The sequence below is a fragment of the Aeromicrobium fastidiosum genome (assembly GCF_017876595.1).
Classification (GTDB): Bacteria; Actinomycetota; Actinomycetes; order Propionibacteriales; family Nocardioidaceae; genus Aeromicrobium; species Aeromicrobium fastidiosum.
Genome location: NZ_JAGIOG010000001.1, coordinates 3,624,572 through 3,647,684 on the forward strand (window position 1 = coordinate 3,624,572; position 23,113 = coordinate 3,647,684).

The 23,113-nt window shown below is 65.2% G+C and carries 28 protein-coding genes and 2 tRNA genes; 12 read left to right on the plus strand and 18 right to left on the minus strand.

Features of this window, described 5'->3' with window-relative positions:
- Positions 1–89: 89 nt before the first annotated feature.
- On the plus strand, positions 90–566 hold the full coding sequence (locus tag JOF40_RS18035) for a hypothetical protein (RefSeq protein ID WP_129182432.1): 477 nt from the start codon (positions 90–92) through the stop codon (positions 564–566).
- A 617-nt stretch (positions 567–1,183) separates the two neighbouring features.
- Here JOF40_RS18035 and JOF40_RS18040 read toward each other — a convergent pair.
- The 3 genes from JOF40_RS18040 to JOF40_RS18050 form a co-directional block, all read right to left on the minus strand.
- Positions 1,184–1,570 (minus strand): hypothetical protein, encoded by a 387-nt coding sequence (locus JOF40_RS18040; protein ID WP_129182434.1) that lies wholly within the window; start codon positions 1,568–1,570, stop codon positions 1,184–1,186.
- Positions 1,571–1,644: 74 nt separating this feature from the next.
- Positions 1,645–2,103 (minus strand): hypothetical protein, encoded by a 459-nt coding sequence (locus tag JOF40_RS18045; protein ID WP_129182436.1) that lies wholly within the window; start codon positions 2,101–2,103, stop codon positions 1,645–1,647.
- 1 nt (position 2,104) lies between these two features.
- Positions 2,105–2,440 (minus strand): hypothetical protein, encoded by a 336-nt coding sequence (locus JOF40_RS18050; protein WP_129182438.1) that lies wholly within the window; start codon positions 2,438–2,440, stop codon positions 2,105–2,107.
- 421 nt (positions 2,441–2,861) lie between these two features.
- On the opposite strand from JOF40_RS18050, the gene JOF40_RS18060 reads away from it, so the two are divergent.
- From JOF40_RS18060 to JOF40_RS18085, 6 genes are all read left to right on the plus strand, one after another.
- The gene (locus JOF40_RS18060; protein WP_129182442.1) at positions 2,862–3,062 is read left to right on the plus strand and encodes a hypothetical protein; all 201 of its coding nucleotides are present in this window, start codon (positions 2,862–2,864) and stop codon (positions 3,060–3,062) included.
- Between the two features lie 701 nt (positions 3,063–3,763).
- A complete protein-coding gene (locus JOF40_RS18065) occupies positions 3,764–4,162 on the plus strand; it encodes a hypothetical protein (protein ID WP_129182444.1) in 399 nt (132 codons plus the stop codon).
- Between the two features lie 87 nt (positions 4,163–4,249).
- Positions 4,250–4,603: an ArsR/SmtB family transcription factor gene (locus tag JOF40_RS18070; protein ID WP_129183369.1), complete on the plus strand. Its 354-nt coding sequence runs from the start codon at positions 4,250–4,252 to the stop codon at positions 4,601–4,603.
- Positions 4,600–5,274 carry a cation diffusion facilitator family transporter gene (locus JOF40_RS18075; protein WP_129182446.1) on the plus strand — a complete coding sequence of 225 codons (675 nt, stop codon included), beginning with the start codon at positions 4,600–4,602 and terminating at the stop codon, positions 5,272–5,274. Before JOF40_RS18070 ends, JOF40_RS18075 begins: the two co-directional genes overlap by 4 nt.
- Before the next feature lie 299 nt (positions 5,275–5,573).
- Complete coding sequence (locus tag JOF40_RS18080) at positions 5,574–6,446, plus strand: hypothetical protein (protein ID WP_129182448.1); 873 nt, start codon at positions 5,574–5,576, stop codon at positions 6,444–6,446.
- Positions 6,424–7,362, plus strand: a complete 939-nt coding sequence (locus JOF40_RS18085) for a hypothetical protein (protein ID WP_129182450.1) — start codon at positions 6,424–6,426, stop codon at positions 7,360–7,362. The genes JOF40_RS18080 and JOF40_RS18085 overlap by 23 nt, the downstream gene beginning before the upstream one ends.
- On the opposite strand, the gene JOF40_RS18090 is transcribed toward JOF40_RS18085, so the two are convergent.
- From JOF40_RS18090 to JOF40_RS18120, 7 genes are all read right to left on the minus strand, one after another.
- Positions 7,359–8,567 carry a tyrosine-type recombinase/integrase gene (locus tag JOF40_RS18090; protein ID WP_129182452.1) on the minus strand — a complete coding sequence of 403 codons (1,209 nt, stop codon included), beginning with the start codon at positions 8,565–8,567 and terminating at the stop codon, positions 7,359–7,361. The two genes, JOF40_RS18085 and JOF40_RS18090, sit on opposite strands and share 4 nt — an antisense overlap.
- A 301-nt stretch (positions 8,568–8,868) precedes the next feature.
- Entirely contained in the window at positions 8,869–9,381 is a 513-nt protein-coding gene (locus tag JOF40_RS18095; protein ID WP_129182454.1) for an HGGxSTG domain-containing protein, read from the minus strand.
- Between the two features lie 267 nt (positions 9,382–9,648).
- Positions 9,649–11,850 (minus strand): DUF3854 domain-containing protein, encoded by a 2,202-nt coding sequence (locus tag JOF40_RS18100; protein WP_129182456.1) that lies wholly within the window; start codon positions 11,848–11,850, stop codon positions 9,649–9,651.
- 32 nt (positions 11,851–11,882) lie between these two features.
- Positions 11,883–12,074: an excisionase family DNA-binding protein gene (locus JOF40_RS20415; protein WP_129182458.1), complete on the minus strand. Its 192-nt coding sequence runs from the start codon at positions 12,072–12,074 to the stop codon at positions 11,883–11,885.
- 409 nt (positions 12,075–12,483) lie between these two features.
- Positions 12,484–12,557: transfer RNA gene (locus tag JOF40_RS18110), tRNA-Val, on the minus strand.
- A gap of 177 nt (positions 12,558–12,734) precedes the next feature.
- Positions 12,735–13,196 (minus strand): peroxiredoxin, encoded by a 462-nt coding sequence (locus tag JOF40_RS18115; protein WP_129182460.1) that lies wholly within the window; start codon positions 13,194–13,196, stop codon positions 12,735–12,737.
- A 122-nt stretch (positions 13,197–13,318) separates the two neighbouring features.
- Positions 13,319–13,705 (minus strand): DUF3052 domain-containing protein, encoded by a 387-nt coding sequence (locus JOF40_RS18120; protein WP_129182462.1) that lies wholly within the window; start codon positions 13,703–13,705, stop codon positions 13,319–13,321.
- Between the two features lie 127 nt (positions 13,706–13,832).
- Between JOF40_RS18120 and aceE the strand changes: the two genes are divergently transcribed.
- Together aceE and JOF40_RS18130 are read left to right on the plus strand one after the other, a co-directional pair.
- On the plus strand, positions 13,833–16,589 hold the full coding sequence (gene aceE / locus JOF40_RS18125) for a pyruvate dehydrogenase (acetyl-transferring), homodimeric type (protein WP_129182464.1): 2,757 nt from the start codon (positions 13,833–13,835) through the stop codon (positions 16,587–16,589).
- A 48-nt stretch (positions 16,590–16,637) separates the two neighbouring features.
- Positions 16,638–17,684, plus strand: a complete 1,047-nt coding sequence (locus JOF40_RS18130) for a phosphatase PAP2 family protein (protein ID WP_188111772.1) — start codon at positions 16,638–16,640, stop codon at positions 17,682–17,684.
- On the opposite strand, the gene JOF40_RS18135 is transcribed toward JOF40_RS18130, so the two are convergent.
- Positions 17,677–18,642: an alpha/beta fold hydrolase gene (locus JOF40_RS18135; RefSeq protein WP_129182468.1), complete on the minus strand. Its 966-nt coding sequence runs from the start codon at positions 18,640–18,642 to the stop codon at positions 17,677–17,679. The genes JOF40_RS18130 and JOF40_RS18135 overlap by 8 nt on opposite strands.
- A gap of 49 nt (positions 18,643–18,691) precedes the next feature.
- On the opposite strand from JOF40_RS18135, the gene JOF40_RS18140 reads away from it, so the two are divergent.
- Entirely contained in the window at positions 18,692–19,516 is an 825-nt protein-coding gene (locus tag JOF40_RS18140) for an acyl carrier protein (RefSeq protein ID WP_129182470.1), read from the plus strand.
- Positions 19,517–19,519: 3 nt separating this feature from the next.
- On the opposite strand, the gene JOF40_RS18145 is transcribed toward JOF40_RS18140, so the two are convergent.
- Positions 19,520–20,050 (minus strand): DUF3145 domain-containing protein, encoded by a 531-nt coding sequence (locus JOF40_RS18145; RefSeq protein WP_245343160.1) that lies wholly within the window; start codon positions 20,048–20,050, stop codon positions 19,520–19,522.
- A gap of 104 nt (positions 20,051–20,154) precedes the next feature.
- Between JOF40_RS18145 and JOF40_RS18150 the strand changes: the two genes are divergently transcribed.
- The gene (locus JOF40_RS18150) at positions 20,155–20,463 is read left to right on the plus strand and encodes a GNAT family N-acetyltransferase (protein ID WP_129182472.1); all 309 of its coding nucleotides are present in this window, start codon (positions 20,155–20,157) and stop codon (positions 20,461–20,463) included.
- A gap of 1 nt (position 20,464) precedes the next feature.
- On the opposite strand, the gene JOF40_RS18155 is transcribed toward JOF40_RS18150, so the two are convergent.
- The 5 genes from JOF40_RS18155 to JOF40_RS18175 all read right to left on the minus strand — a co-directional run bounded on the left by JOF40_RS18155 (position 20,465) and on the right by JOF40_RS18175 (position 22,077).
- Complete coding sequence (locus JOF40_RS18155; protein WP_129182474.1) at positions 20,465–20,893, minus strand: phosphatase domain-containing protein; 429 nt, start codon at positions 20,891–20,893, stop codon at positions 20,465–20,467.
- Between the two features lie 32 nt (positions 20,894–20,925).
- Positions 20,926–20,999 (minus strand) — tRNA-Met (locus tag JOF40_RS18160).
- Positions 21,000–21,021: 22 nt separating this feature from the next.
- Positions 21,022–21,441 (minus strand): hypothetical protein, encoded by a 420-nt coding sequence (locus tag JOF40_RS18165; RefSeq protein WP_129182476.1) that lies wholly within the window; start codon positions 21,439–21,441, stop codon positions 21,022–21,024.
- Entirely contained in the window at positions 21,434–21,838 is a 405-nt protein-coding gene (locus JOF40_RS18170; RefSeq protein WP_129185983.1) for a hypothetical protein, read from the minus strand. Before JOF40_RS18170 ends, JOF40_RS18165 begins: the two co-directional genes overlap by 8 nt.
- Positions 21,811–22,077, minus strand: a complete 267-nt coding sequence (locus JOF40_RS18175) for a hypothetical protein (RefSeq protein ID WP_129182480.1) — start codon at positions 22,075–22,077, stop codon at positions 21,811–21,813. Before JOF40_RS18175 ends, JOF40_RS18170 begins: the two co-directional genes overlap by 28 nt.
- Before the next feature lie 136 nt (positions 22,078–22,213).
- Here JOF40_RS18175 and JOF40_RS18180 point away from each other — a divergent pair, with 136 nt between their 5' ends.
- Entirely contained in the window at positions 22,214–22,354 is a 141-nt protein-coding gene (locus tag JOF40_RS18180) for a hypothetical protein (protein WP_209674699.1), read from the plus strand.
- A 110-nt stretch (positions 22,355–22,464) separates the two neighbouring features.
- Here JOF40_RS18180 and JOF40_RS18185 read toward each other — a convergent pair whose 3' ends face one another.
- Positions 22,465–23,085 (minus strand): TetR/AcrR family transcriptional regulator, encoded by a 621-nt coding sequence (locus JOF40_RS18185; protein WP_129182484.1) that lies wholly within the window; start codon positions 23,083–23,085, stop codon positions 22,465–22,467.
- Between the last annotated feature and the right edge of the window lie 28 nt (positions 23,086–23,113).

The following is a 23,113-nucleotide window of genomic DNA, read 5'->3' on the forward strand; positions in this document are numbered from 1 at the left end:
GGGTGCCACCGCAAAAGTTACGCGTGGGACAGGAGTGACTCAACGACCGACCGGTCGAAGGCATCCGTGTCGCGGGCTACGGTCGTCACATGGGGTGGTTCCAAAGACGCGCAGCAGCGACGCATGACGAGCATCACTTCTCGTTCGACGGAGCGCCCACCCACCGTGAGACGACGTGCGCCAGCTGCGCCGAAGTGCACGAGGGCACGACCGGTTTTGTGCTCGACCACGGTGATGCCCACGCGATCTACTGGGCGGACTGGTTTCCGCACGGACGCGAGATGATCCTCAACATCGTCGTGGGCGACTTCGGGGACGACGCGGACTACACCGACAACGTCATCTTCGGGATCCGGTACGGCTACGTCGCGCAACAGACACAGATGGCCGCTTCATTGATCGCTCCCACCGTCGTGGACACAGCAACCGGTGCCCATCCACTCGACCGAGAGCGGGCGCTGCAGCATTGGCGACTGCCTGATCTGTGGCACGTCTCCGACTGGCTCGTCGAGAATGACCCACTCCTGCACGAGCACGTCTTTCATGCGCCAAGGCACGCGGGCTGACGCCAGAGCAGGTCGCGATGGAAGGATTAGTCCTGGCCCATTTGAAGCCCGACGGATGCTCGCACTCCTCGTCGATCGCGCAGTGAGTGACTACTTCCTCATCACCTACTCACACTGCCCGATGTCCACGCACATCCACCGCGCCGAGGCGACGGGGCCGTAGGTGCCTCGAGATTGCGACACGCGATCGCCCTCAAACACCGAATGGCTAGCGGCGGCTCCCACAGCACGTCAGCACCATCGAACGGTGGGCGAAGAGGGGCTCGAACCCCCGACCTTCCGGGTGTAAAAACCCGGCTCTACCGCAGCAAGTTTGCTACACAGAACCCCGAAACTCGCTCTGTTTGCAGTAATTTTCGACGGCTTGCGACGCGACGTCTGCGAGGTCGAGTGCACAGGCTGACAGCCCGTGAATACGGTCGACCACACCTGACCTGTGGTCGAAGTTTGGTCTGTACTGCCCTCTGGGCAGGGTGGGCGCTCCGTATGCTGCACGTGTTTCCTTCTTCCCGGTCGGGACAACTCGGCCCCACGTCGTCAAGCGCGTGGGGTCGAGCCGTTGGGGTGGAGAGCCGACAGGCACACGGCGCTCGTTTCACCGAGTGCCTGTCGGCGGATCATGAGGCGAGCTGCGTCGATCGCTTAGGGACGATGCCAAGTCCGCTGTTCGGCTGGTTGAGCGCCGAGACAAGGGTTTGGTGCGCAGCCCAAGCCGCGTCCGGGTTCGGCGTTCTAGGGCCGACGTAGCGCCCGTGGGTCAGCCAGTCGTGGAGCCAGTACAGCGGGATCGCGTGGCCGTGGTGGGTCAGCAGGTCGAAGTGACGGAGCCACGCCCGGATTGCTCGGCGGAGGATGACGACGTCAGGGTGGTTCCACGAGCCGTGACCCTTGGCTGTCTCATCGATGCGGACTGCGTGGGTGTCGAGCAGTGCCTGGATGTCGGTGTGTAGATAGGGAGCCGGGATCGCGGTGATGCGGGTGTTGGGCTCCGTAGTGTTCTTCATGGCTGATAGGCCCTTCCTGGTGGCGACCCTCGGCGTGACGGAGCCCAACTCCCCCACGCCGGGGGTCTCTGCGGTTAGCGGGACAGTCCTCGCTCAGCGAGGTACACGCGCAGGTTCAAACGGCGGTCTCGAAGACCCGGGTAGGTGCTGTAGAACTGGTCGAAGTACGCGACCGGGTCCGCCTCGATGGCCTGGTACTGGGCCTCGGAGTTCTCCAGTGCGGCGTGCTGGCGTTGTGCCGCGCGAAGCCGCGACTCGATCTTCTGCACCTCGTCGATGACCGATGCCGAAGTCTTCTTGCCCGACTCGACCAGCGCGGACAGTTCTTCCAGTCGGCGGTGGTCCTGGTCGACTGCCTGCGACGCCTTGGTCAGCCTCTCGCGGTCAACGGCACGGCGGTTAGCGATGCGCTCCTGCGCCTTGGACTTCTCGATCTGTTTGACGTGCTCGGGGAACTGCTTCGCGGCTTCGATCACGTTTGCGGGGATGTTGGCGAAGGTCATGAGTTCTGCGACCTGGTCGTCGGCGTACATGTCAGCCTCCGATCCGGTTGTTGCTGAGGCGGGCGGCGCGCATCTCGTCCTTGGCGGCTGCGAGTTCGCGCTCGCGGCGGCGCTCGGCCAGAGCCTTGTCTTGGGCGTGGCGGGTGGCTGCCAGCGCTGCCTGGATCTGGTCACCCAGCCCGCTGATGGTGTTGGTCATCGGTCGTCGTCTCCTTGCTTCGGTGTGAAGAGCTTCCTGCTGTCGTTGCTGCTCGATGTCGTGCTCGCGCTGACGGTGCTTCTCGTGGACCGCGTAGGAGCGCATGAACAGATCCCTGATTTCCTCGGCACTCAGGACCTCGCGAATGGGGCGGCTACCGTTCGGCATCGAGCTCGGCCAACCCCTGATCCACGGTCCCGGCCAGCCGCTCCCGGAAGAACCCATGGACTACATCGGAGTTCAACATTTCGCGGATGATGTCCGACTTGCTGAGCCCGGTCCACTCGCTCAGAACCTCTAGCGAGGCCTCCTGAGTTCTTGTGATCCGAACCTTCAATGTCACGTCGAATGCCTTTGGTCGCCCCATGCCGTGCACCGCCTTTCGCTTGTGGCCCTGTTTGCGTTTCGGGCCTACGACTAAGCCTGGGGAAGACAGCGCCGGGTCTGGCAGATCGGCCTGAACTTTCTAGGCTGAGAGCTTGGCGACTCGCGGCGTCCGGCAAGCACGAGACGAGGGCAGCCACGCACATCGCCCTGAGCGCCTCGCCGGTTCTGTGTACTGGTCAGCCACCGAGGAAAGGAACGGCCCATGGCAAAGCGCACAGGGTTCCCGTCGCACCAATACACGAACGGCGTCGGCATCGGCCAGTTGGAGATGCAGACCGGCTGGCCCGCCTCATCGATCAAGCAATGGATCGAAGACGGCGTGCTCGTCACCAACGACAACGGCACCATCTCCAACGCCGAGGTCACGCGGTTTAGGCGCGAGCACGCGAACCTGCTCCCCTGACCACCTCGACCCCGACCAGCACCGCCAGTCGGGGTCGAGTTAGATGCCATCGCTTTCGTACGCCGAGGGTCTAGCCACAACTTCACCGCTCGGACGCGCGCCGCCTCGTCGGTTCGACCACGGTATCGACCAAAGCGGGGCGGGCTCACGTGCGCAGCCCGCCCCAACTTTGCCTCTACGCTTCGCGCCAGCGCTTACCTCGCGCGCGCGTGGGCTTCAACAGACGGGGACGCGAGAAGGTGGTCCCACACGATGGGTAGATGAGTGGTCAACTCGTACTGCAACCGTGCAGCGCGGCAGGCGCTCGTGAGCAGTCGCTTCACCTCCCGTAGATCATTCTTGGACCATCCGCCCTCCTTAATGCCTTCGAGCATCCTGATTGCCTCATCGGTCAATCGTTCACTGAGGTCAACTTGTTTGGCTGCCATGAGTCCTCCTAGATCCGACCCGATTGGGTCTCCGTTCCTTCACACTCGACCACCGCCCAAGTCCCATCAACTCCGCCGCAAACTCCCTCAGATCACGGCCCAATTGATCCCCGCCGACCTGTCAGGCGTCGTCAGAGATGTGCTCACGCAGCGCGACTTCGAGGCAGGTTTCCGAATGGCGAGACAGATTTCTTCTGAACATTCGCAGGGATCCTCTGCAGGGTGGCTCACGTCGAGCAGGGAGCCCGACTCTCAGACGCCGGGAGGCACACCATGACCGCGACCACGAAGACCAAGCCCACCGAGGCCACCAGCACCAAGACCGAGAAGGCTGCACCCGTCGCGCCACAGCCGAAGACTCTTACGGAGGCCGCGTCGCTCGGAGTCGTGAAGCTCGTGCGCAAGCGCAAGAACGGCACCCTGCGGAGCCTGCCGTATCTCGCCCCCGGCACCCCTCAGCGCAAGGATGCGGAGGCCGTAGTCGCTCGCCGCGTCAAGGGCGAGACGATCAACGCCATTGCCGAAGACCTCAATACGTCCATCGCCACCGTGCGCCGCATGGAAACGAACCTAAAACTGGCTCAGGAGATCGAAGCCGGCGAGCACAGGGACAAGTGGACCGTGGGCGAGAAGCAGGTCATCATCAGCGTGGTCGAGGGCAAACTGCCCTGACGCGCCACATCAACGACCGGGTGAGCCAGTTGGCTGCCCGGTCGATTGACGACGCATCGAGAATCTCGATAACATCGAGAAGTGACGATGTTAGACACGGCTGAGGAAGCCACAGCAAAGTCGGCTGCATCCTGCCTATTCCGAGGACTCGCGGACCCTTCACGGCTCGCCATCCTTGAACTTCTTGCCTCTCAGGAACGTCGCGTTGTCGACGTCACGAAGCACCTAGGCCTAGCGCAGTCCACGGTGTCAACACATCTGGCCTGCCTGCGCGACTGCGGACTGGTGTCGTCGCGCTCTGAGGGGCGCGCCACCGTCTACTCGCTGACCGAACCGAACCTGACGCGCGCGGTACTCGCTGCTGCGGACGGACTACTTCAAGCAACCGGCGAAGCCGTATCAAGTTGCGTCAACTTTGGAACTAGGAGCACGAACCCATGAGCGAAAACAAAGACAACCTGCCGGGAGCGCCCGAACTCTCCAACGAGGAGCGCCGGGCGCTCACCGTTCGCGGGCTCCGACTGGCTCAGTTCACGGTGGCATACAACGTCATCGAGGGAGCAGTGGCAATCACTGTCGGCCTTCTGGCGGGCCTCGTGTCGCTCGTCGGATTCGGACTGGACTCGGGCATCGAGTCTGCCGCTTCAGTTCTGGTGGGCCTACGTCTCGCGGCTCGTCTGAGGTCGGGTCAGACCGACGAAGCCAAAGAGCGTCGCACTCTCAAGTTCGTTGCGGTGACCTTCTTCATCCTGGCCGCCTACGTCACGATCGAAGGAATCAGGAACCTTGTGTCTGGCGAGACACCTGAGAACTCGGTTGTCGGAATCATCTTGCTCGTCGCCTCAGTCATTGTCATGCCCGTGCTTGCTGCCGCGAAGATGCGGGTGGGCCGCCGCCTTAACGATTCGCTCATCCTCGCTGACGCGGCCGAGACGCGCATCTGCGTCCTTCTGAGTGTGTCAACGCTCATCGGCCTGGGGCTGTTTGCGCTCACAGGTGCGGCCTGGCTCGACCCGGTCGCCGGATTCGTCATCGCCCTCTTCGCCATCAACGAGGGCCGCGAGGCCTGGGAAGGCGAGCTCGATGAGGACGACGACGATGACGACGACTAGATCGGCCCGCTAACGGCTGAAGAGTTGTGGCAGGCGCGCTGGCCCGACCGCCATGCTGCTCAGCGTTCTACACCGAGGTAGCGGCGGCGTGGCATGTGGTGGCGCGCACCAGCAGCCTGCCCACAGGCGCAGTTTGGTCGCGACACTGGTCGAATGGGCCAGCAATCTGCATCCGTGCAGGTCAGCGACCGACCGACCTTCGCTTACTCAGAGCGAAGCTCTGGTGTGTCCTCGCGTTCTGTCTGAACTTGGGAGTACGATCTAACCTTGAGAGTTCATTTCGAACCAAGGAGATCAGAATGCCGGTTGGGCCGAAGGGCAAGGTTGCCGAGGCGACCGCAGAAGAGACCGCCGCAAAAGTCTCTGGCGACAAGAAGAAGCGAAGCAAGAGCTTTCCCACGCTGCCGCTTCCCGACGCCATCACGATCATCAAGTCGGCGGGTGAGCATGGCATGGAGCACAGCCTTGGAGCGTTTGCGAAGTACTGCGGCCACACTTCCGCAAACAGCGGACCTTTCAAGCAGAAGTTGTCATCGTTCAAGGACTGGAAACTGGTCTCCGTGAATGGTGACCGCGTGACGATCACCGATTCGAGCCGACCGTTGATCCTTGAGAAGGACGCTGCCAGCATCGCTGCGGCCACGCGTTCCGCGTTCACGAGCTGCGACATCATGGAGCGGTTCTATCAGGAGATGGCGAAGGGCGTCGTCTACTCCCCTGCCGACCTCAGGAAGCACGCTGTGGTCGAGTTCGAGGTTTCGTCTGAGAGTTCAGGAATGTTCGCCAAGTCGATCGCCTCTAGCGCTGTCGCCGCAGGCCTGGCCACTGCATCCGATGACGCGGGAAGCGTCACGTTCAAGGTGCCAGGTGAGGTCGAGGGAGCCGAGGTCGAGCCGGAGGTTGAGGATTCAGAGGACGATTCCTTGCAAACCCGAGGGCGAGGAGCAGGAAGTGGGCAGGGCGCAGTACCCCCATCCGCGCCCGGACAGGCACCCGTCGTCGTCCGACAGACCTGGTTGACCACACATGGCGAGGTCACGTTTGAGATTCGTTCGCGTGAGCCTCTCACCGCTGGAGCGTTCGGCGCTGTCGCAAAGATCGTTACCGAGGCAGGGCTGCTCGCCGCCGACCTCGGGGAGCCGGAGGCCGGTGACGATCTTGGCTCTGCCTGATCGCGGCTGGCCCGCTTACGAAGACGCGCTTCTACGACTCGCTGAACGGCGTGCGAAGCCGGGCGATGCCAAGCAATTGCGCTTCTTGCGAGATCTGCAGTTAGTTACCAGCGATCTCTCAGATGTCACGGACGCCGGGCAGCAGTATTTTCACGCTCGGTTCATCAAGGAAGACTTCGCGACGGCCACAGCGGTGCTCCACGCTGCGCTCCTTGACTATCCGCCTGCGGCTGCAGTTGCCCAACTGCTGTTCGGGCTCGACCGCGCGGATCGCGACAAGGCAGATTCGATTCTGCGTCACCATGGTCTGGGTGAGGGACTGACTGACAGAACCCTTGGCGCGATGCTCACACTGATGCACACCGCCGACGTGATCGAATACACGCCCAAGTCTGGTGCGATCAAGGTGCTGGATTCCGCGGTGGGTGCAGCGCTTCCGCCGCGGAGCATCTTCATCGCCCCCGAGACGCCGTACGGCAACAAGGCGTGGTTGAGACGGCTTCTTGGGGAAGCCACCGGACACGTTCACTGGCTCGACAAGCACTTTATGCCGGTCGCTTTCGATGCGATCTGGGAGGCGGTGGACGGCACGCTGGTCAAGGAAGTGCACGTTCTGTCGCTTCGCCTCGCAGATCACGAGGGCCGCCGTCCCATACGCAACTATCGCGACCTCGTCCGAGAACTCTCTGGCCGAGGGGTCGATCTGCGCTGGCATACGATCGACAGCTCACTCATGAAGGGCACGCATGATCGTTGGATCCTGGCCGAGAACTCCGCTCGTAATGTCCCCAACGTCAATGCGATCTACACGGGTCAACACTCAGAGATGAGCCTTAGTAGCAACCTCGCCGAACTCGAGGGTGTGTTCGCTTCCTACTGGGATATGAGCAAGCCTTTCGACGACCAGCAGATTTAGCCTGCCTGCACCTCAACTAGTCGCAGTTCCGGCTTGATCACCTCGCGCCGCTCGGCGCTGAAGATGCGCTCGGCAACACCGTGATCGTTCGGGTCGTCCTCGAAGACGTGCGTGTAGATCATCGTCGTTGAGATGTTGCTGTGCCCTGCCCACGCCATGAGCAAGTGGACCGGCACACCCTCACGAGCCCGCAGGGTGATGAACGTGTGGCGCAGCGTGTGGAAGCGCGTGCCGGCTAGACCGGCCTCAGCGCAGGCAGGCTGCCACTGGCGGTCGTAAAAGTTCGCGTGGCTGAACAACTTCCCAGGGACCGCAAACACGTAGTCGTCGCCGGCGAGTCCAGCACCTTCGATGAACTCGGCAATCTCGACGATGATCGCGCTGGGCACGGGGATGCGGCGACCCTTGGACTTCCGCGTCTTCGTCGTGCCAGGACGCAAGTGCCCCTTCACGTCCTCGACGGTCTCGTCTACCTGAATCGTGAGCTTGTCGAAGTTGATGTTGCGCACCCGTAGGCCTGCCAACTCCCCCGCTCGCATACCCGTCCAGAGACCGACGAGTCCGTACATTCGAAAACGTCCCTCAGGCAGAGCCGCCACGATCGCTTCGGCCTGCTCGATCGTGAGCGCCTGTCCTACGTAGTCCTTCTCTGCTGTCCCGCGCAGGTCCTCGCGCACCGTGGCCGCAGGGTTCTTCTTGATGTACCCGTCGCGCACCGCGAACTTCAGGACACCGTTCAACGTGTCGTAGACGTGATGCTCGGTCCCGACGGCGCGGCCAGCAGCGCGCACCTTCCGGATGATCGCGCGTACGTCACGCGTGGTGATGCTGCCGATGGTCTTGTCGTCCCACTCCGACAGCCAGTTCTTGAGGACGTTCTCGTAGCCGCTGATCGTGCGTGCCCGCAGTTTGACCCGGCGAACGTCGAGCCATTCGTCCGCAACCTCGCGCCACTTGGTCTTGAGTCGGTCAGCGTCGACGTAGTCACCGTCGAGGATTTCAACGGAGTTCCTGAGTTGCCATTCTCGGGCTTCGGCCAATGTGGGCAGCACCTTGCCGCGCACAGCCGGGTAACCGCGCGAGTCTCGTTTCAGTGGATCTCGGTAGCGCACCTCATAGCCACGGATTGATCCATCGGCACGTGTGCGGACGCGGATGTTCTTGACGTTCTTCGGGACGTGCGCCCCGCGCTCGCTCTTGGTCATGAGATGCCTCGCTTCTGGTTCGTTTGGTCGAGCGAGCAACACCTACAGAGCCCAACGTCTGGAGCGTTAGATCCGAGGCGCTCCATCTCGACATCGCTCGTGCGCACGGAAGGTCGCAGGCCGCCTACCTGCACAAACGCCGCGCCTTCTCGTGTTTGACCAAAGGCGCGACCAAACTCGCCTTCCTCCGGCACCCGGCAAGGCCGTGCAGGGGCGAAGACCGTGCCGCTGGCGCAACGGGTTGCCCGACACCTATTCCGCGTTCTACGGCCCGATTCTGCGAGCCGGGCCGGTGGACGGGTCATGGCACTGGCGGGGTGTAGAGCGGCGGGCTGTGCTTGGCCGTGGGGAAAGGCGTTGGCCGCTCACCAATTAGAGGCTTGGCCTTGGAGGTTGGGTAGTTCGCGTTCTCGTATTCATCCACCACTTCGCCGTCAATGATGTCGGGGTTGTACTCCGCGAAGATGTCATCAAGAGCCTCCTGCCACTTCGGCGTCGTGAGTAGCAGCTCGTGCTTGTCGGCCTCGCCGATGCCCGCACGGTCCAACCAATCCCGAACAGCAGCCAGTCGGACGTTGGCAGGAATGGTCTCGTCGGTCGCGAGACGCTTCAACTCCGTCAGCATCTTTGGCACACCCTGTAGCAGTCGCTCGTTGGCCTTGCGCCGGACCTGTGGGGCAGCGCCGCCATGGCTCATGCAGACGTTCCCGCCCTTGATAGGTGGACGCTTGCATGGGGTGCCGTCCTTCTTCTTCGCCGTGCACCTTCGCTTCTCAACTTCGCCGTCAAGAGCACGGCGTTGACGCTTACCCATCTCAAACCCTCACTTCTGTACGTGTCTGTACATGGTTTTGGCACCTACAGACCTGATGCTCACTGCAATTCCGGTCATTTCTGTACTTCTGTACTTGATGTAGTAGTTGCCGTGCTTTAACGCGTAAGAAGCAGTCACTCCCCGCAGCGGGAGGGCGAATCTGGCAGCAGGCTAAACGCGGTACATGACGTACATCGGCTACAGAATCCCTCCAATAGCAGGCCGCACACGGCGTGCACCTAAGTGCAGGTCTGTACATGAGTGGGGTCATCGGTTGACGTCCGCTCTTGAGAAGCGCCACATGAACCCTCGGCTTCGGCGGACTTCGCCTTTCTCAAGTCGATACCCGGAGACGATCTGGCCGCGACGTGTCCGCAGGAAGCTCCCAAGTACCGAGGCCAGTTCTGACGAATCTCGGTACCTACGACCGAAGTCGAGCTCCACATCGGCCAGAAACATGTGCTCCGCCAAGTCGCCGGCGAACCACGGCTGCCCGTCGCCGTACTTGTTGACCGCATGTGCGCAGATCAGTTCAAACGCTTCGGCATCAAGCGGCTTGTCCGCTGTCTTGGAGTCAAGGTTGCCGAGGAAGCCCGGCAGCCCGACGTGCTCAACGATGCCGCCCATCACGCGCCGCCACGCTCCAAACGAGCCGATGACCGCCGTGTCGGCGTCAGGCTTTGGTTTGCCAGCAGCCACCCAGGACGCGATCAGCGTGCAGGCCGACCACACGAGTTCCCCGCGACGCTCCAATGCCCAGGCAGGCAGGCTCAGAGTGAAGTTCTCCCGACGGCTCGGATCCTCGACGCGCGCATCTAGGCGGATGGGCACCGCCCGACGCTTGATGTCCTCCGAGAACTGCGGATTGTTGGCGGTCAGGACGAACGTGCATTGGATGGGCATCGTCACCGTGGCCGACTTCCCCAGCACCCGGCCCGACCAGGTGGCTTTAGTCAACGCCGACGCAAGCGACGGATAGTGGATCTTCCGGTCAATGTTGTCGAAGAAGACGACGGGTGCCGCCTCACGAATTACCGAAGTGAGCCGCTTCTCCATCTCCTCGTCGCCGTGTGGCTCGGCATACGAATCCACCACGCCCGCGGACGGCGCTAGGGCCGACTGAACGAGAAGCGTCTTGCCAGTGCCTTGCTTTGGAGCCTGCACGCTGTACAGCGGCGTGACCCCACGGATCAACTCTCGGGCAAATGGCTGCAAGAGCAAGGCCCATGCGTGGACGCGATCGGCGTCGTCAACGAAGGCAAAGTCCTGAAACAGTTCGTGGATCAGGGCTTTCGCTTCGCGCACCTCTCTCTTCTTCGGCGCGGTGCTGACGCGAGGAATCTCTAGACCCTCTGGCGGCAGGTAGTACGACCGACTCGGCGCGTGGTAGCCCGGCTCCGTCCGAAGAGTGCCATCCGCCGCGAACACGGGAGTCGTGACAATTCGGTCCAGGAGATCGAATGCCCAGTACTCCTGCCCAGCGGCAAGGACGTTCGCCGTGACGTACGGAGGCGGAGGAACCGGCTTTCGGCCCTTCTCGGTAGCGCGATGCCAGTTGGCCGACTCACCCAAAAGAAACGTCAGACGATCCTTGACGACCTCCTGCAAGCCGGTAGCACGAGCCTCGACCAGCAGGTCATCACGGGAGAACAGTCGCTTCGGCTCGTTGTTCACGTGAAGTGCCGCTATTGCCTGGCGCGTGATGACAGGCAGCGGCACATCATTCACTCTGATGTTGCTCTCAGGGCGGCGGACGAACTGACCGAGCCCAGCAGGGTCCATGTCGTTGTCGACCAGCCAGTCGTCGAGGCCGACCTTCGCGTTCTCGCCAGCCAGACTCGGCCGATCGGGCAGCACCACCCACGCAACCCGCGCGCCTTTCTCGGTGAGGAAAGCCGTCAGGGCGTCCAGGGCGCTCTGAACCTCTGCCTTCTTCATGACGTCGCTGTCGTAGGCGATGAACACTTCGCGGGCATTGAGCTTGATGTGGTCCCAATCCCGGAGCGGTTCCCCGTTGCTTCTCCAGTTCCACACGCCCAAGACCGAGATGCAGCAGAGACCTGCCGTCACCCCTGCGTCAGCCTTCTTCGCACCCTCGGTGATAAAGAGTGGCACCGATGCATCGCCCAACCCCGCAGCGGCACCGACAGGGACGTCCAAACGGACGCGAGAGCCCATGGGGTTGTCGTACTTCAACGACTTGGTCTTCGTGACCTTTCCGTCGCCGTCAGTGACGTCATGAACTCGCGGCTCGTCGGCCTTCCACTGACTTCCGACAACCCGCCCGTCTGCGTCCTTGATCGGGATAAGTAGGCCGGGGCCAGTCCATTGAAATGACTCGTACTCGAACTCGAGGAACCGTGCCTTTTCCCTGACTGTCTCGTAGCCACGAGCGTCAATGACGTCAGTGCTGATGCCGCTGCCCTCGACCAGTTCTCGACTGTGACGCTTGCTGAGTTTCCTAGCCACGACGACCACCAACCCTGGACGCGGTGGTCGCGTTACTCACCGGACAGCAGCCAAGCGTCCATCGCGGACTTACGAATGCGGATGGAGCCTCGCACTTTGAGTGCCTGAAGCTCGCCGTCTCGGATAGCGCGACGAATCGTGCTTTCGCTGAAGTTGGAGCGCTCAGCGGCGCTACGGACGGAGTAAAAAATCTCGTCCTTCGAAATGCTTGGTGTACGTGACATTGCGGTGTCCTCCCGGGCGGAGGGTTCCCGAAACGACAAAGGCGTCGAGCCGAGAACCCGTGATGGGTTCCGCTCAACGCCACGTCAGCGTCTACGAGTCTTCCTGGACCGACCTCTTCTGACGTCGTCGGTGCAGCAGGGGTAGCGGTGGCACGATGCTTTGTCTCTAGTCTGGTTCGTCCGGATGTCCGGCCCTGGTGTGGTGCACAGCCCGCAAGCAGATGTTGTGGGACCAGTGTAACCCCGAATACCGCAGCGATGGGCGGCATACCGGTGACAACATTTGGCTGCCATTCCAGGCAGTAAATCGACCGAGTTTGGTCGTTTTGTCTGGTCGCGGCTCCGAGACTGGGCCTGCACGCCGAACCACATCGGCGGGACTCGCCGGCATGCCAGCGATTTGTAGCGGTGGGCGAAGAGGGGCTCGAACCCCCGACCTTCCGGGTGTAAACCGGATGCTCTGACCAGCTGAGCTATTCGCCCTCAGGATCAGCGGCACACTACCGCAACGGCCGGGTGCCGACCGCATCCACGAACCCACGAAAAACGCCGCGGCTGCCAAGGTCTCGGGTCCCTGGCAGCCGCAGCACCCTCATCAAAGCGCATGGCCGGGCTCAGCCGCAGCCATTTCAGGAAGATTTAGGGAAAGCAGTTCGGGTGTCAGGCCAGATCGGCCAGAGCAGCCCGATAATCCGCGAGATTGCGGGCGTCTCCGATGCCGTTGACGACCTGCCAGCGCAGCGTTCCCTCGCGGTCGATGACGAACGCTCCGCGGTTGGGGGCACCGGCACCGTCGTTGAACGTGCCGTACGCGCGGGACACGTCGCCGTGCGGCCAGAAGTCGCTGAGGATCGAGAACGTGTAGCCGTCGCGATCGGCGAACGCCCGGTTGGAGAAGAAGTGGTCGCACGAGATGGCGAGCACCTCGGCGTGCTCGGTCTCGAAGTCGCCGAGGTTGTCGCGGATCTCGCACAGCTCGCCCGTGCAGATGCCGCTGAACGCGAACGGGAAGAACACCAGCACGACGTTCTTGTCGCCGCGGAACGATGACAGGGTCACGTCCTCACCGTGCTGGTTCTTGAGGGTGAAGTCGGGTGCGGCATCGCCGATGGAGAGAGTCATGCGACGAGCGTAGTGCCGTCTCCGTCGTTGGGCTGCGGACGTCATCACCGACGTGCCAACTCAGGTACTGATGTGATGACGTCCCGGGCGGGACGACGCTCGGGCGCGGAGCGCCCTCGGTCTCAGCGCTTCTGGGCGGTGAGGCGAGTGGCGGCCCAGTCGGCGGTGGCCGAGGACGTCGTGGTGACCGACAGTCCGGCGACCTCCGCGGCCTCGACGACATCGGCACCCGGGACGTAGTTGTCGCGGCCCACCTTCGGCGTGAGGAGCCACACGGAACCGCCGTCGACGAGATCGGTCAGGGAGTCGACCAGTGCATCGGTCAGGTCTCCGTCGCCGTCGCGCCACCAGAGGATGACGCCATCGACGTCGTCGCCGATGTCGCCGTCGACCAGATTGTTGCCGGTGTGACGCTCGACGTCGACACGCAGCTCCTCGTCGACGTCCTCATCCCAGCCCAGCTCCTGGATGACGGTGTCAGGACCGAAGCCCAGCTTGCCCGCGTCCACCGGTATGTCTCCTCGCGTTGGTCAAAAACCTACTCAAAAGTAGGTTCATCGGCATGGGTTGCCGGTATCACAGTAGCGAACCGGAGGTGGAATGATGGACACGTCCACAAGACAACTGGGAGTGAACATGCCGCAATCCGGCCAGGAACGTCCGCCCGTCATCCACGAGGGTCTCCCGACCCAACTGCCTGACATCGACCCCGACGAGACAGCTGAGTGGCTCAGCTCCCTCGACGAGATGGTCGACAGCCGCGGACGCAGTCGTGCTCGTTACGTCATGCTCAAGCTCCTCGAGCGGGCCCGCGAGCAGAACGTCGGCGTGCCGGCTCTGCGCAGCACCGACTTCATCAACACCATCCCGCCGGAGCGCGAGCCGTGGTTCCCCGGCAACGAGGCGATCGAGCGCCGCATCCGCTCCTACATCCGCTGGAACGCCGCCGTCATGGTGTCGCGCGCCAACCGTCCCGGGCTGGGCGTCGGCGGCCACATCGCGTCGTACCAGTCGGCGGCGAGCCTCTACGAGGTCGGCTTCAATCATTTCTTCCGCGGCAAGGACCACCCCGGCGGTGGCGACCACATCTACTTCCAGGGCCACGCGGCACCCGGCATCTACGCCCGCTCGTTCCTCGAGGGCGGATTCGACGAGCAGCAGATGGACCGCTTCCGTCAGGAGCACTCGCACGGTGCCGGCAACGGCCTCTCGTCGTACCCGCACCCGCGCCTCATGCAGGACTACTGGGAGTTCCCGACGGTCTCGATGGGCCTCGGCGGCATCAACTCGATCTACCAGGCGCGCTTCAACCGCTACCTGCACAACCGTGGCATCAAGGACACCAGCCAGCAGCACGTCTGGACGTTCCTCGGCGACGGCGAGATGGGCGAGGTCGAGTCGCTCGGCGCGATCGGCGTCGCTGCACGCGAAGAGCTCGACAACCTGACCTGGGTCGTCAACTGCAACCTGCAGCAGCTCGACGGTCCCGTGCGCGGCAACGGCAAGATCATCCAGGAGCTCGAGTCCACGTTCCGTGGCGCGGGCTGGAACGTCATCAAGGTCGTGTGGGGACGTGAGTGGGACGATCTGCTCGCCCGCGACACCGACGGCACGCTGGTCAACCAGATGAACCGGACGCCCGACGGCGAGTTCCAGACCCTCTCGGTCGAGACGGGTGCCTACAACCGCGAGAAGTTCTTCGGTCCCGACCCGCGTCTGCAGAAGATGGTCGAGCACCTCACCGACGGCGACATCGAGCGTCTCCCCCGCGGCGGTCACGACTACCGCAAGGTCTACGCCGCGTTCGAGGCCGCCCAGAAGCACACGGGCCAGCCGACCGTCATCCTGGCGCACACCGTCAAGGGCTGGCTGCTGGAGTCGTTCGCCGGTCGCAACGCGACGCACCAGATGAAGAAGCTCACCAAGGACGACCTCAAGGGCTTCCGCGACCGCCTCAACATCCCGGTCACCGACGAGCAGATCGACGGCAGCGACATCGCGCCGTTCTACCACCCGGGCCCCGACAGCGAAGAGATCCAGTACATGAAGGCGCGCCGCGAGGCGCTCGGTGGGTCGCTGCCCAAGCGCGTCGTCGACCCGACGCCGGTCAAGCTGCCCGACCCGAAGGTCTACGAAGAGCTCAAGAAGGGCTCGGGCAAGCAGCAGATCGCCACGACCATGGCGTTCGTCCGTCTGCTCCGCGACCTCATGAAGGATCCCGAGATCGGACGTCGCATCGTCCCGATCGCGCCCGACGAGTACCGCACGTTCGGCATGGACTCGATGTTCCCGTCGGCCAAGATCTACAACCCGGCCGGCCAGACGTACGAGTCGGTCGACCGCAAGCTGCTGCTGGCCTACAAGGAGTCGGCGCAGGGCCAGCTCCTGCACGAGGGCATCAGCGAGGCCGGTGCCATGGCGTCGGCGATCGCGGCCGGCAGCTCGTACGCGACGCACGGCGAGCCGATGATCCCGGTCTACATGTTCTACTCGATGTTCGGCTTCCAGCGGACGGCCGACTCAATCTGGGCCATGGCCGACCAGCTCGCCCGCGGCTTCCTGATCGGCGCGACCGCCGGACGCACGACGCTGACGGGCGAGGGCCTGCAGCACGCCGACGGCCACTCGCCGCTCATCGCGCAGACCAACCCCGCGGTCGTGCACTACGACCCCGCGTTCAGCTTCGAGATCAGCCACATCGTCAAGCAGGGCCTCGAGCGGATGTACGGCACGACCGACACCCACCCGCACGGCGAGGACGTCATCTACTACCTGACGGTCTACAACGAGGCCTTCAACCAGCCGGCCGAGCCCGAGGACGTCGACGTCGAGGGACTGCTCAAGGGCGCGTACATCTACCGCAAGGCGTCCGGCGACGGCGTGCCGGCGCGCATCATGGCGTCCGGCGTGGCCGTGCCGTGGGCGCTGCGTGCCCAACAGATCCTGGCGGACGATTACGGCGTAGCCGCCGACGTCTGGTCGGTCACGTCGTGGAACGAGCTGGCGCGCGACGCGATCGCCGCCGAGAAGTGGAACCTCAACAACCCCGGTGAGTACAGCAAGATGCCGTACATCACGTCGCGGCTCATGGACAGCAGTGCCGTCACGGTCGCCGTCAGCGACTACATGCGCGCCGTGCCCGACCAGATCGCCCGCTGGGTGCCCGGACCGTGGCAGTCGCTCGGTGCCGACGGATTCGGCTTCGCCGACACGCGCGCGGCAGCTCGCCGGGTGTTCCAGATCGACGCCGAGTCGATCGTGGTGTCGGTGCTGCAGACGCTGGCCCAGCGCGGCTCGGTGCCGCCTGAGAAGGCCCGTGAGGCGTTCACCCGCTTCCGCATCGACGACCCGACTGCCGTTGCAGGCGTCGAGCAGGTGGGCGGCGACGCTTGACAGACGCCTCGTCGCAGGGGTTGGGCATGGACGCCTAAGATGGCGTCCATGCCCCGTTGGTTCCGCGCCTTCCTCTCCTGGCCGTACGCGTTCGCGTTCTGCCTGTCGGTGGGCGTCGGAGCCACCGCAATCTACTTCTCGCAGCACCTCGACGTCGGCCTGAAGGATCCCGAGGGGTTCCTCGGCCCGGCCTACATCCGTCTGCCGATGCTGGGCGTGCTGCTGTTCGCCGCGGGCCTCGCGCCCCAGGCCATCCAGCGCTACGGCATCAAGCACGTCTTCTCAGGCATGCGCAACATCGTGCGCGACGAGTGGACGCTCAAGCGCGTCGGCTACGCCGCGACCGGCATGGTGTCGTTCTACGTCTGCTACGTGAGCTACCGCAACCTCAAGAGCTACCTGCCCGAGCTCACCAACACGCTGCACGACCGTGCGTTGCTGCAGCTCGACCACGTCCTGTTCTTCGGCAACAACCCCGCCGAGGTGCTGCACTCGGTGCTCGGCACGACGATCGCCGCCCAGGTGCTGGCCGTCCTCTACGTGCTCTACCTGCCGGTCGTGCCGATCACGGTCGCCGCCGTCCTGGTGCTGCACCGCGACGTCACGGTGGGTGCCTGGTACGCCACGGCGGTGAGCCTCAACTGGGTGCTCGGCGTCGTCAGCTACTACAGCCTGCCGACCCTCGGCCCGGCCTTCTACGAGCCGCAGCGGTTCGCCGATCTGCCCGACAACGGTGCGACCCAGCTGCAGATGTCACTGCTGCGCGGTGCGTTCGGCTACAAGGAGGATCCGCAGGGCGACAAGATCTTCGGCATCGCCGGCTTCGCGTCGCTGCACGTGTCGGTCGTCTTCACCCTCGCGCTGTTCCTGCACTACGCCGGCATCGCCCGCGCGATCCGCTACGTCGCGTGGATCTACCTCGCGTTCACGATCACGGCGACGCTGTACCTCGGCTGGCACTACGTCGCCGACGACCTCGGTGGCCTGCTGATCGGATGGGTCGCCGTCGCGGTGGGTGCCTGGGCCACGGGCAACACCCGATGGCAGAAGCGTCGACGGCTCGAGGCCGCCGACCAGGTCGAGCCCGTCAGCTGATCGCGGGCTCGCTGGCCGCCACCGGCGCGGCGGCGGACGGGTCGACGCTCTCGAGCTGGTACTGGTCGCCGCGGCGCAGCAGCGCCCTCCACCGTCCCCGGTGGTACGACGCCGGGGCATTGGCCTCGATGAACTCCACGACGATGCGCGAGAAGTCCTCGGCATGGTCGCGGTGCGGGAAGTGCCCCGAGTTCTCGAACACGTGGACGTCCTGCACCTGCGTGGGTGCCGAGTCGGCGTGCGAAGCCGGGATGACCATGTCGTTGCGTCCCCAGACGACCATCACCGGCATGAGCCGCGCGAGATAGCTGCGATCGGTCATCGTGACGTACTGGCCGCGCCAGTTGAGGACGTGGCTCGTGACGCGCTGCACCGCGGTGCGCTGGGCCGGGTCGGCGAGCGACTCGTAGATGCGGGCGACCTCACCCAGGTCGCGCGTGGCGCTGAGGGGAAGCCTCGACAGGGACGTCAGCGCGCCACTCACGAGCGGACGCCACGGACGGAGGGTCGCAGCGGCGATCATCAGTCCGCTACCGGGCACGGTCAGGAACCGGATGAGCGGCGTGACCTCCCTGCCCAGCCCACCGGTCGAGACCAGCACGACGCGCTCCGTGCGGTCGGGGAACTGGTAGGCGAACTGCATCGCCACCCCTCCCCCGAAGCTGTGGCCGATCACCGTGACCTTGTCGATGCCGAGCACCGTCAGGAGGTCGCGCATGCCGTTGGCGTAGCCGCCGAGCGAGTAGTCGGCATCGGGCTTGTCGGACTCGCCATGACCCAGCAGGTCGGGCGCGATGACCGTGTAGTGCTCGGCCAGCGACGGCATGACGTCGACCCACGTCGAGGAGTCGCACGCGAGGCCGTGCAGCAGGAGCAGCGCCGGACCGGAGCCTGCGATGCGAAAAGCCCTGCGATAGCCGTGAACGACGACGTACTGGACGTCCTCGATGCTTTCCATCGCCTCAGTGTAGGGGCGGGACGTGTCGCCACGTCGGTAGACTGCGAAGGTGCCTTCCTCTTCCTCGGTCCAGGAGCAGCTGACCGACATCCTCGTCCGGGTCGTCAGCTGCCCGGCCGATGCGGTCGTCCCCACTGCGGTCCTGGCTGAGCTGGGCACCGACTCGCTCACGATCGTCGAGGTCGGCGAAGAGCTCGGCCGCCGGTTCGGCGTCCGCCTGTCCGACGCCGCGATCGACTCCATGGTGACGGTGCAGGACGCGGTCGACGCGGTGCTGGCCGAGACGCGCCGTCGCGCCGAGGAGTCCGCTCCGGCCGCAGCCGCCGTCGCGGCGTCCCGCCCCGCTGCCCCTGCCGCTGCGCGACCGGCCGCGCCGGTTCGTCGCCGCCGCAAGAGCAGCTTCGCCGCCATCTTCGTGTTCTTCGGCCTGGTCATCGGCGGTGTGCTGGGCCTCGGCGGTGCTGCGCTCGTCAGCGCCACTGGCATCGGCGACGTCGACCTGCCCGCGATCGGGGCCTCCCCGACGACGGCGACGCCGACCGCGGAGCCCACCGAGGAGACGACCCCCGCGCCGACGAGCCCGACCGAGGACCCCAAGCCGACCATCAACACGTCCAGCGAACGGGTGTCGCCGGGTGAGCGGTTCCTGCTGAGCGGCGCGTTCCCGGGCAGCCCCGACGGTCAGCCGCTGCAGGTCGAGGTCAAGGACGGTCCGGGGGCGGGCTGGGACGACTTCCCGATCCAGACCACGGTGCGCGACGGAGGCATCTTCCGCACCGAGCTCTACACGTCGCGCACGGGTGAGCGCCAGTTCCGCGTCACCAACACCACGACGGGCGAGTCGACCCCGACCGTCAAGGTCACGATCGGCTGACGGTCAGATCACCTGGTGCAGCCAGCGCACCGGGGCACCGTCGCCGGCGTGCCGGAACGGCTCGAGCTCGGCGTCCCACGCGAGTCCCAGCAGGCCGTCGAGCGCCGTGTCGAGATCGACCTCGCCGAGCGCGGCCTTGACCCGGAACGCCTTGATGCGGTCCTCGGGGATGAGAATGTCGCCGTGCAGGCCCGTCATGGCGTGGAAGATGCCGAGCGCCGGCGTGTAGGAGTAGCGCGCACCCTCGGTGGACGCCGTCGGCTCCTCCGTGACCTCGAAGCGCAGCTGCTCCCATCCGCGGAGCGCCGATGCGATCGCTGCCGCGGTGCCTGCAGCGGCCTGCCACGACAACTCGGCGCGGTAGGTGCCGGGCTCGGCCGACTGGGGCACCCAGGCGAGATCGGGCGTGCCACCGAGAACGCCGGCCACTGCCCACTCCACGTGGGGGCACAGCGCAGACACGGAGGAGTGCACGAAGAGCACTCCCCGCGTCGGGGTCGTCGGCATGGACATGCCGTTGTTCGATACAGCCATGGTGCCTCCCTAGTTCGCCTTCCCCAGCGTCACGGGAGCACCTGCGACCTATTGTGACGTACGTTGGCCCGTGCGGACAACACCCACCCGTCAAGGAGTGTCAGATGACGACCACCGTGCACGACAACGCCCCGGAGTCACGATTCGAGATCACGATCGACGGCCGTCTCGCCGGCTTCGTCGACTACCGCAGGGATGGTGACGAGTACGCGCTGCCGCACACCCGCGTCTACCCCGAGTTCGGGGGCCGCGGGGTCGGCAGCCAGCTGATCGTCGGCACCCTGCAGGAGATCGCGGCGCGGGGCGGGACGGTGCTGCCGTACTGCCCGTTCGTGCCCAAGGTCATCCTCGACAACCCCGAGTACCTCGACCTCGTGCCCGAGGGGCAACGGGCGACGTTCGGCCTCGACTGAGTCAGCCGACCGCGTGGGCGACGATGCCGTTGTCGCGCCAGAGCTCGAGCACCGACTCCTTGTCGTCCCACGCCTCCAGCGGCGTGAAGCCGTCGTCGGCGATCTGCTGCAGGATCTCCTTCTTGATCACGACATCCTTGCGGTAGTCGCCGACGATGCGCATGTAGAGCGCGTCGTACGGGACGTCGTGGGCCACGAGCCAGTCGAGCGACAGGTCGCGCCACACGAACTCACGCGACGTCACGACGATGACGGCGCGCCCCTTCTCGTGCTGCTCCCGCGCAGCCTCGACGACGTCCTCGTGCGCGGGGCACGTCGCCGAGGCAGCGTGGAAGGCGGCGAAGTCCTTGTCGTCGCCCTCGATGAGGTGGACGATCTCGCTGGTGTCGCACAGCGTCCCGTCGAGGTCGAAGATCACGGCGTCGCGCATGCGGGCTCCATCGGTCGGCGGAGTGTCGTCGGTAGGGAGGGTGGGGCTCGAACCCACGACCCAGGGATTATGAGTCCCCTGCTCTAACCGGCTGAGCTACCTCCCCGCGGTGGGTGCCAACCTACCGGTCACGGCCCTCTCCCGTTGGTGGGGTTCACCGCCGGCGGCAGGTCGTCGCCGTCGTACTCCGACGCGACAAGTGCAACCAGGGCGTCGCGTGCCTCGGCCACGACGACGGTCGACCGCTCGACGACCAGCGTGCCGCCGTTGAGCAGCAGGCTCTCGAGGGAGTCGTCGCTCGCGACGTCGACCAGGGCCGGCACGACGACGCTCCGCAGCTCGGCGACCGAGATCCTCGCCTCGGGCGGCAGGAGCACGAGTCCGGTGACACCGGCGACGAGGCCCACGACCAGCCCCAGGACGCCTGCGGTCCGCCGGGCCCTGCGCGACGTGGCCTCGGCCGCGGACCGCCAGGCGTCCCACCGGTAGGCGGCGACCGCGACCTCGTCCACGCGGATCGGCTCGATCGCGCCGTCGGGATCAGTCATGGCGCGCCCTTCGCTCCGGCGTCCCATTGATCATCATCAGCGCGATGCCCGCGAGGACGAAGAGCACTGGCGGCAGCATGACCGGTGTGAAGTCCATGCCGTCGAAGTCCGGGTCGGGCAACCGCGCGAACGTCATCAGTGCGGCGACGGCGATCGTGATGATCAAGGGGACGGCGGCCCCTCGGGATCGAGGTAGGGCGAGCACCGCACAGACCGCGGCCACCACACCGCTGCCTCCGACGACGACATCGAACACGTCGCCGCCGTAGCGGCCCGCCAGACCCCACCCGACGGCCCAGGCGACGACGGCGGCGCAGAGGATCCCGCGGCACAGGACGACGTGCCGGGCGCGCTGCGTCATGCGGGCCGTCACGTCGTCGCCCGGTGCTTCCACCATGCCCGGGCGACAGCTCCCGACCCGAGGAGCACGTAGGCGAGCAACAGGAGCGCGGCCTTCGGCCAGTGGTTCGTGACGAGGCCGAGCCCGACACGCAGGTCCAGACCTGCGCCGCCGTCGAACCAGGAAGAACCGACGACGTGAGCAGCCAGAGTGATGAGCACCCCCGCCGCCGCCCACCGGCGGACCAGCTGCAGGCGCGGGCTCAGCTCGATGGGCGGCGGGGTCTGGCTAGTCACGCGGCCCATCATCGCACCGGACAGACTCGGTTACTGAACCCGTGGACCGTCGACGTCGTACGCTCGCCGCGTGATCCAGCCAGCGTCGTCAGCCACGCCCGCGCCGCGACCGAGACAGCTGCTCTACTACGTCCTCATGACGCTGTGGTTCGGCACAGGGGTGTTCCGGGCCGACCGACCGTGGCAGTTCTGGCTGGCGTTCGCATTGACCTGCCTGGGGGTCTCGTGCGTGCACGCCTGGGTTCAGGAATGGCGGCGACACCGGATGACCGTGTGAGCAGGGTCCCGTCCGATCTTGTCGTCGTCCCTGCCGGGACAGACGAGGACGGCCATCTCGACGGGTGACGCCGGACGCGGGACGGCCGAGGAAGACGACCGGCCACTCGCTCAGCTCGGACCCGGCCCCAGCAGCGTCGTCGCGGCGTCGAAGGCTTCGTCGAGGCGGCTCGCCAGCTGGTCGAGCGCGTGGTCACCCGCGTCGCGCCAGCGCTCGAAGGCGACCCGCAGGGCGCTCAGCGCCCAAGCAGCCAACAGCTCGGCGTCTCGAGGAGATCGGGGCTCGGGCAACCGTTCGAGGATCACCTCTGACATCAGCACCTCCCAGTCGAACACCCGATCCCTCACCCGCTTCATCAGAGCCGGGGACGACTCGGCCATCTCGGCGCTGATCCACATCTGCTCGGCGAAGCGGCTGCCGGGCTCGTGCACGGGGTCGAAGGCCCGGCGCAGAGCCGTCCAGATGGGCTCGTCGGCCGGTCGATCCTGCAGCGCGGAACGGAACGCCGGGCCGGGGTCGTCGAGCCAGGCCATCGCCAAGCCCTCCTTGGACTCGAAGTGCCGGTAGAACGTGCGACTCGCCACGCCCGCGGCTGACGCGATCATGTCGACGCTCGTGGCCTCGATACCGTGCTGCTCGAACAGCTCGCGCGCCGCGTCCGACAGGCTGGCACGCACGGCCTCGCGGGCGATCGCTCGGCCACCCACGGGGCGATCGGCGGGGTCCGGCATCGGGGCGGCTCCTGTCAGACGGGGGTGG